Origin of the sequence: Atlantibacter hermannii, from assembly GCF_009907385.1 — a bacterium.
GTDB classification, from domain to species: Bacteria; Pseudomonadota; Gammaproteobacteria; order Enterobacterales; family Enterobacteriaceae; genus Atlantibacter; species Atlantibacter hermannii_A.
The window spans coordinates 1-9,020 of record NZ_JAAATR010000091.1; the positions used below are offsets into that span (position 1 = coordinate 1).

Here is a 9,020-nt window from a genome sequence, read left to right on the forward strand (position 1 = left end):
AGGTTATATGTATCAGGGAGCAATGGGCAATGATGATGTTGCCGCTGAGTTTCCCGGTATTCTTTTAATTGCGCCAGAGAAGCTTTAATATCAACCCTATCGGGAAATCTTTCCCGTTGGGGAGGGTTTCCCCTTTTTTTTGGAGAAACCCATGACTTTAAATACTTCAATGCTTAACAAAGTATCTGCAAAACAAATCTCTGAGAATTTTGCAAAATCATATCCAGATTTACTGGAAGGTGCAGTTATAACAAAAATTGAAATAAGTGGCTGTCAAGGATCGCGTCGAACCGATAAAATCGATTTGTCTTATGATGGAGATGATATTACGGATCAAAAAAGCGTATCTAAAAGCGAAGTACGTTGGATTGACATAAAAGCCCTTAGCTTCAAAAGTACGATTACCAGCAGAATATCAACCCTTTGCTCACGCTTGTGCATCCGCTATAGCAATATGTGGATTTTACCAGTTTCCAGTATGGAAGAGTTTCTGGAAGGGGCCCAAGAGATTGAACGAGAGTTTCAGGCAGGTATTCAAAACGTTGTAGACAATTATGAGATGCATATTGAGGCTGAAAAAAATAGAAGCCCAAGAATGTCTTCTTTGATTGATCAGTTGAAATTAACTAAAGATGATTTCATAAAATCCTTTAGATTTAATATTGCTCACTTTATTCCTTTTACGCCTATTAGCGTTGAAGGTGATGAAACCCAGGACTACTATCAGGAACAATTGATAACAGATCTGGCAGAAGAAGCAATGAGGGTTTATGAAAAAATTAGTAAAAATAATAATTTGCGCTCAAGTACTATTGACCGACTGAAGCAAATGCAAAATAAGATCATTAGCTTCATGTTTATACATAAAGAGGCGGCAGTACTTGCAGAAGCTATAAAACACATAATGAATAATTTACCTAAAGGTGCCATTTCTGAACCTCGCGACGTTGCGGTGTTACAGCAGTGGTTTTATTTCATGAGTGATGCTTCAATGTTAAAGCGTATTATTTCAGGAGAGCAAAAGGTTACTGACTGGTTGGAATCTATTACCAGATCATTTAATCAAAGCTCACAAACAGAACCGAACGCGCTACAGAACACAGGTATTGAAGCTATTTTAGATTCAACAAATGTGTTTCAGGTTGAACCTGTCGTAGAGAACGATATAAAAAACAGCACGTTTTCAAACACTGATTCTGTAGCTGAACCTGAGAAATCAGTTTCGCAACAGGAAGACAATGCTGAAAATGGTTTTGATATCGAGCTCAAAGGCTGGTAACTGTTTGCTTTATTAAAAACCCCAGATGGGTACTTCACCATCTGGGTGAGTACCCCTTTTTTATAAAGAGGTATTCTATGAAATTAGATCTTAAATCATCGCCGCGCCATATTAAGCGTTTACAGAATATAGCAAAAGTCATTAGCGGCTTAGGCGATGTAAGAGTTGTAATAGACGACAATACCAAAGGACCGTATTTTGATCCTGTCAATAAAGTTTGTGTTTTACCAAACGGCGATTATAGCGATGATGACTTTGTCAGTCTGATTGAAGGTTTTACCTGTCATGAAGCTGGTCATGGTCGCTATACCGTCAGTGAGGTTTACAGTGACGCCTTTAATAGTGTTCTCATGTCATCTGAAGGGTTTACACGCTTCGATGACGGAATGAATGCAGAGTTTGAGAGCCTCGCTGAGAAACGTAAAGCTTATAGCAGGGCAAAACGTCTTACCGGGCTTATAAATCTGTTCGATGATGTACAGATGGAAGAGAAGGTTGGTAACGATTATCCGGATGCAAAGCGGCGGCTTGCAGCCACTTACGCACTGATGGTTAAAGCCGGAAGGATGACTCCTGATATATCTTCTCGTCCGGAAAATCCTGTCCTATTTATTGAGTGGTATCTGCTTAACTCATTGCGAGTAAAAGTCCTTCAGCAGGTAGGTCACAAAGAAACCCTCGATCCGTTTTTTGACTATGCCCAAAAGATACTTTCTCCAGTAATTTCTGATGTTGAGGAAATTTTTCATGATGCTCTTGGTTGTGAAAATACTCAGGGCTGTGAATCCCTTGCTCGTAAGACCCTGGCTCTTTTAGAGAGACTGCGGGATGAGGCAAAGGAACAACAGCAGCAGACAGAGCAGGAGGAGCAGGAGGCATATGATGAATCCGAGACCGATACCGATACCGAATCAGAAGATAAATCGCTTACGTCGACTGATAGTCGTGAGGATGATTCTGAGGACGATAGTGAAGGTCAGGCAGATACTTCCGATAACGCTGATCTTGCTCAAGAGGGATGTTCTGAGCCTTCAGAACTTGCTGAAGATAACGAGGGAAATAATGAACCCACCGGTGGCAATCCCACGGGTGATAACATTATTGAAGACGATACTGATGCGATTAACCCTTCCGAGAGTGAATCAGATGAAGCCAGTTCGACTAACGTTGAAGATGAAAGTAACTTTTCATCGGCTCAATGGGAGATACTGGCAGATTTGTTGGATGCCTTTCTTAGCAGTGATGAGGATAGCGAAGATTATCACGATGCTTTGGCTAAAGAGATTGAAGGTATTGCATCAAAAGTATCCGATGACGTGAAAGCCGAATTCGGTGCTTCTGAATGGGATATCCCTGATCTCCTTATCGATTTGAATGTTTACAATGAGGCTTTGTCTCTGAGTCATTCAATCGGTAGCGACTTGTCTGTTTTACAGCAGGTTAAAATGCGTGGCCGAAACAAAACTCATGAGCGTGGAATTACCTTCGATGGAAATCGATTAATTCTGTCACAAATGGGAGTTCGTGATGTCTTCAGAGCTCAAAGCGAATCTAAAAATAGAGGGCATGTTGGCCTCGTATTAGTTCGTGATATTTCAGCGTCAATGGCTAATGATGAAAGATATATTCATGCCATTAAGTCAGATCTTGCTTTATCGATGGCCGCTGAAAGTTTGTCAAAAATGCATGTCTCCAATATAGTTTTTCCCTTCAAGGAAAGTGAATTTGAGATTATCAAAACGTTTGATCAAAGCGTTGAGGAATCTCTATCGAAATTCACTCTTGGATGTAAGGGTTATTATACCCCTACGGGATCTGCTTTAATGGCAGCTGTTGATCTGTTACTTGACAGCCAATTCGATAGGAAAATAATTTTTCTTATAACTGATGGTTATCCGAATAAATCGGAATTTACTATCGTCGAAGTTATGGAAAAGGCTAAATGTAATGGAATAGAAATCGTTGGTGTTGGTATTAAGACTGATGAAATAATTGGTTTTGAAACGGACACTTTCGTAACAGTTGATGATACTTCTTTATTGTCTATTGAAGTCAGTAAGCTAGTTCATCAAATACTTTCTTAATAAACTCTACCCAATCGGGGCAAAAAGGCCCCGGTGGGTCTTTTTGCTCCATGAAGGAATAAGGAGCAAAATATGACTCAGATAAAAACTTACCGTGTAGAACATGAAAAAGTCGGTGCGATGCATAAAGTCCGTATTTTCGGACGTGTTGGTGAAGTTATAAGCAATGATAGCCCTCAGGAAAGAATCTTCCGCGAAGTCACTATAGCGGAGGGTAATAGCCAGCAGGCTGCGTTACTTGTAGATAACTACATACAGCGTCTTGAGAATAATGGCTTCACGACTGAAGCATAAATGTTGAGGGCCCCCGGGCCCTCTTTCTTAAATTCTGCGTTGTGGGTTTCTCCCTGTCTTCTGCACCGCAGAAGGCATTGAGAAACTCACAATGCCAGATAAGAGAGATCATCATGACTTATGCATCCCCGGCTCTTCGTCGTAAACCACAGGAAGTATCTGAACACTTTATTAAACTCGTTCATGCTCGAATTGCTGAAGTGTCTGGCTGGAAGTATATATTCGAAAGAATACCTGCTTTCAAAGACGCTTGTGCAAAAGCCCCGAGCCAGGTTCCTTGCCCGTTTACTGGCGCAGGGAAATCGAAGTTTCGTTTCCGGCAAAAAGACCTTTATACCGGATGTGCGATCCATAATGACTTTCCGGTAAATGAGTTTTGCGACGGAATTGATGTTCTGGCGAAATATTATGAATTAAGTAAAACGCAGACTTGCAAAAAGATTCTCTCAGATTTTTTCGGGATGGATCTGCATGCTCCGTTAACTGACGCCGACATTGAAAATGAACGACGCTATAAATCAGCAGTTCGTGCCACAGAAACTCTTGACCGAGAGGAAGTGGCAAAGCGAATGCGAAAACTTGATGTGATGTATCACTATACCGGTGAAATAAAGCCTAATACTCCTGTTGCTTTGTACCTCCGTAATCGTGGGATCTCCCGCTTACTGAGTCACTTACCAAAGGATTTAGGCTTTAATAACCGGATCTACTATTGGGATAAAGATAAGCAGAAATCGATTATCTATCCGGGAATGATTGCAATCTATCGTGACACCCGAGGTCGGCCTCTGACTATCCATAGAACATACGTAGACAAAAACGGTGATAAGGCACCTGTAGAAAATCCAAAGCTGATGATGAAGCCTCCTGCCGATATGACAGGTGGCTCAATTCAGTTGTTTGACCCTCACTATGATTCAGGTAGTTCGACCTGGACACTGGGAGTGGCTGAAGGGATCGAGAATGCGCTTTCTGTTGTAGAAGCGACTTCAACACCATGCTGGGCAGCCAGCTCCGCATGGTGCCTTGAAAACGTTACTGTTCCTGATTTTTTACTGCCTCCGCCGGATGTAAAATATATAAACTTTTATATCTGGGCGGATAAGGATATTGCTAACTCACAAGGCACTCGTGCCGGTATCGAAGCTGCTCAGCGACTTCAAAGCCGCATGGTTGAGTTTTTGGCTAAACGATATCCCGCATCAAAGCTGACAATTGAAGTCTTCGAACCAGCACAAGATATTCCTGATGGGAAAAAGGGTATCGACTGGAACGATGTTCTCCAGTTAACAGGGCAGGATGGATTCCCGATTCACTGGGCTCCTGAATGTCTTAATCAGCTGTAACAACGATAACTCCCCCGCATTTTGCGGGGGGGGTTATCTTATCAATATTATTTTTTAAATTGTATTGATAAGATAACCGCTTTCCTTCGTGATAATTACCTGCCTTTAAGGTCTTTTCACGGCTGAGATGCTTGCTCAGTTAAATAAATGTGCGGTACTACTGGCTATGGTCGGTTGTATGACATGGTTATTCCATAAACTATTAAAACCCATAACGGGAGTATTACCGTTATGGTGATGCTCGTCGTTTTACATCGGAGAGCATTTTAATGAATTTTCAAACTAACGAAGTTTTTAATAAATTTGCTGCTGTTATAAAATCGCGCATCGTCAATGAACCATCGTCATGCTATTTGCTGCATGATAATGAGATAGATATAACGATTTTGAAACATGGCATATTAGAAAATGACAGAAACCTGTTGTACGTAGTTCGTCCTTCAGGAACGTGTTTGTTGCGTTGTGACAAATATTTCTATCCGAAATATTATCTTCGTTGCCGTGGAGATTATAAGTCATTCATATATGTCCATCTTGATCTACATAGTGGTGAAGCTAAAGAAATCACATGGGAGCAAGCAGACGATATGCTGTCTAGTCCAGGAAAACCCCCATTAAAAGGAAATCTTGGACGATTTGAGTATATAAAAGTTGTGGTTGAGGACCTTCGTATTCGAGGTTACGCTGATTATCTTCCTGCGTATAATCTTGATGACCTTCGCCGTTTTGCCTTACAGGACGACCGCCCATCCCTTGTCAGATACATTGACAATGTAATGGCAACGGTCTGATTGGTTGCTAATTGATTTACATATTTTCCCTGATGGCCAACCTGCATCAGGGAGGCCTCAATAACGACTGGAGGCTGTATGAAGTTAGCTACGGACCTGGTAAAAGCTATTTTGATTAGAAATGGTGTTGAACCAGTAAATATAAGCGAATCATCTAAATTATCTTTGAAACAACCACTGACAGAACTTAAATTCAGTTTATATTTGCGAACTGAGCATTTATCTCACTTCCTACCCGGTTATGTTTATTCTATAAAAGAATGTCCACTGTCATATGACATCGGGATCGAAATTCAGAAAATCTTCGAAAGTTTACATTTGTTAAACGAAGAATTTGAATCCCTCGGTTTTGTTTCTGTATGGATAGAAATGCATCAAAGCATTTTTGAACAAAGTCGGTTTAAGAAAAGTAACTTTACTTTTCGGGAGGAAGAGGTCGAGCTTGCTAAAGGGCTTGTTTGTTCTCACAATTCACAAATAAGTAATGCGGCTTATTTCTGGCTTCAGCACTTTGAGGAGTTTATGATTTATGTTCGTAATAAGCTTATCGACCTCTTTCGAGAGGCCTATGACCTGATCCTTGGAATGCAGCAAGTATTTTTCATTCGGGAAAAGGAAGAGCTGTTGAAAACTATAAGTTATGGGGATGACCTGTATGAGGTGAAATTAATGGCGGCTGAGCTTTACTCTATCGAACAGAACTTAAAGTGTTCTGAATCGATAAGTACAAAATCTCAAGCTTCGGCATATATTAACCGCATCCGTGAGTTTGTGCGTTCGGGGTGGAGGCAGGGCTATATAGTCTGCCATCATAAGCGAAGTAATCAAATCTCATCATTGTCATTACCGATGTACTTGAAAGATACGTCAGGCCGAAGTGCTCGAAAGCGAGTAAAACGTCTTATATCTTCTACAGTTTGTGGTAGAAATAAAGATTTAGGTCTTACAGATTTTTAATTAAATTATACCCATGTGGGGATCACACCCCATATGGGAGTGATCCCTTTTTTATTGAGAGAGGATCACATGAAAATTATCGAAAAAATCATTAATGCCTTTTTGGTTGTTCAACATAAAAAAATACAGGTTAAAAACATTACATTTTTAGACAATGGGCAGGGCATGTTCTCTGGTATGTCTTTTGATGCTGATGTTTCACTGGAGTTTATGTATGAATCAGCAAAAGCATATAGTTCTTGTTTCTGTGATATTCCCTTTCCAGGTTTTGAAGATGCAAATCTGGAGGAAATTACGAAATTTCAATTAGATGCTTTGAAGCAAAGAAAGAATCATTCTTTCATTGTTAACCATTTGAGGTTTCCTATAGTTTTAAGGGAAGGGTGCAAAATCGAAAGAGGAGAAGTCTATTCAATTTCGAATTGCACTTATAATAAAGAAAGATTGCAGTATCTTTTTTCTCAGGATATTTACGGTAAGTTGTATAATTCCTTAGAGAAAGAATTAAGCTCGTTTTTCTCATTTATCAATGTTGAGGTGCACGAGTTGTTAAAAGATGCTGTATGCTTTGCATTAAAAATCCTGAATAAGATATCTTTGGATACACCTGAAAGACTTATTAAAGCTTTTAATTATCGTGACTGGTATTGTAGTTACGATGTTGAGCTTTTTAGGAAAGGCTTACCTGGTCATATTCTGGAAGAGCTCATTGCTCCAGATATCTTACTTTCAGACCTTAACGGTTGTAGAAAAATACTTAGAAATGCAAAACGATTTCTAAATGGACATACAAAAACCAATTGTGTTTATATTAAATATGAATGGTGGTTGGGGCCTGTGGATACCTCACACTCAGCTAAGTTGATGTCTGACAAAGAAATTAACAACCGAAGTGACTTGAAGAATTTTTCAAAGGTCTTTTTCAAAGAGTGTTTAAGTTCTGGTAAGTCGGAATATGAAAACCATCTTAGTGAAAAAGAACATGCGCTTCGCTACAATTATTAATTAAAATTATTTTCTCCCATAGGGATTTCTCCCTTTGGGAGAAATCCCTCTATTAAGAGGGTATTTAAATGAATGCGATACAAAAGTTAGTTGAATCTATTCTTGTTAAAATGGGTTTTGTTGGCGCTGTAGTGGAAAATATATATTTGGATTCAAAACCATTTCGGCATATTCGATTTGTGGCTGATATTCCAGTAATATCTTTTCTACCTCATTTGGTGAAATATCTTAAGGGCGCAGACCATCTTTACTGTGGTAACGATGATTTGCATCCTCTTTTCATTTATTTTTCCGAAGCGGCTACATTAAAAGCAGGCCCTGTAAATCTCGCGAACTTTCGTTTTGAAGTTTCTATAGCTTCAACTCATTTACGACTGGTCTCAGAGAAGCCTGATTTGCTTATCAAAGGATTTAACCGGGATAATCTAGAATACGTTTATTACCGCTCAGATTTGGCCTCTAAGGATCTTATACTAGGCCTTGTTGAACACGGTTCTCCTTTCATAAAACATCTACATGGACTTATACAAAAGCGAATTTTAAACGAGTTCTCTCTGATTTTTTCTGTTCTTGAAAAGATTTTAGAAAGCGCGAAGCCACAAATTCTTGCTTGCTTCCATAGTGTTGATTATGAAATGAACGTAAAAATAATAGCCGAAGCTATACCTGAAACTGTATCTAATCAGATAGTCACATCTGATTATATAGTTAATTCTATATCAGATGCGGACAAGTTTATAAATCATGTTCGTCGCTATTTAGCAGGCAGGGTAATGAAGAGGCGGATATACGCTGAATTAGATGTTTGTGAAGAAACATCAAATATTTCACTAGTGAACTTAGGATGCTTTACGTCTCCTCTGCTCGTTACGGAATATCAAATGTTTAAGCCACACTCTTCAGGGTTATATCGAAAAGCTATAAACAACTCCTTAAAACAGTTCAAACCAGAAATGCATGTACCTTCTGAAGAACTCTTTTATAATTAATCTAACCCATCCGGGAACTTGCTTCCCGGTGGGAAGCACTTCCTTTTTAGTCATGAGGTAGTGTAAATGTTTAAAGAATCTGACCACGTGGAATTTGTTAGTGCCTTTCTTTATCAAAATTTAGGCCTTAATGTTCCCGCTGACGATATAACCGTTCAATTATCTGATACTTCGTTCGACAAAGTAACCTTTGATTACGATGTAGATATCGATAATTTAAATTGTATGTTGGATCTCTACATATCTGAACTAATAAAGCACAACGCATCTTACTC

Annotated in this window: 8 protein-coding genes and 1 pseudogene; all 9 read left to right on the forward strand. The window is 39.4% G+C overall.

The window, feature by feature from the left end; genetic code table 11:
• The first annotated feature begins 151 nt into the window (after window positions 1-151).
• Complete coding sequence (locus GV764_RS19240) at window positions 152-1,279, forward strand: DUF3150 domain-containing protein (protein ID WP_000174396.1); 1,128 nt, start codon at window positions 152-154, stop codon at window positions 1,277-1,279.
• A 77-nt stretch (window positions 1,280-1,356) separates the two neighbouring features.
• A complete protein-coding gene (locus GV764_RS19245) occupies window positions 1,357-3,363 on the forward strand; it encodes a VWA domain-containing protein (protein ID WP_000762700.1) in 2,007 nt (668 codons plus the stop codon).
• Between the two features lie 72 nt (window positions 3,364-3,435).
• Complete coding sequence (locus GV764_RS19250) at window positions 3,436-3,657, forward strand: hypothetical protein (RefSeq protein WP_000192120.1); 222 nt, start codon at window positions 3,436-3,438, stop codon at window positions 3,655-3,657.
• Window positions 3,658-3,770: 113 nt separating this feature from the next.
• Window positions 3,771-5,003, forward strand: a complete 1,233-nt coding sequence (locus tag GV764_RS19255; RefSeq protein ID WP_000220379.1) for a DUF7146 domain-containing protein — start codon at window positions 3,771-3,773, stop codon at window positions 5,001-5,003.
• Window positions 5,004-5,272: 269 nt separating this feature from the next.
• Window positions 5,273-5,794: a hypothetical protein gene (locus GV764_RS19260; RefSeq protein ID WP_001011130.1), complete on the forward strand. Its 522-nt coding sequence runs from the start codon at window positions 5,273-5,275 to the stop codon at window positions 5,792-5,794.
• A 78-nt stretch (window positions 5,795-5,872) separates the two neighbouring features.
• Window positions 5,873-6,751 carry a hypothetical protein gene (locus GV764_RS19265; RefSeq protein ID WP_000762003.1) on the forward strand — a complete coding sequence of 293 codons (879 nt, stop codon included), beginning with the start codon at window positions 5,873-5,875 and terminating at the stop codon, window positions 6,749-6,751.
• Between the two features lie 69 nt (window positions 6,752-6,820).
• Window positions 6,821-7,756, forward strand: coding sequence for a hypothetical protein (locus tag GV764_RS19270; protein ID WP_000691119.1), 936 nt, complete (start codon window positions 6,821-6,823; stop codon window positions 7,754-7,756).
• Window positions 7,757-7,824: 68 nt separating this feature from the next.
• Window positions 7,825-8,745 (forward strand): hypothetical protein, encoded by a 921-nt coding sequence (locus GV764_RS19275; protein ID WP_031942300.1) that lies wholly within the window; start codon window positions 7,825-7,827, stop codon window positions 8,743-8,745.
• Between the two features lie 66 nt (window positions 8,746-8,811).
• Window positions 8,812-9,020 (forward strand): annotated as a pseudogene (locus GV764_RS22180) (hypothetical protein); the annotation flags it as partial.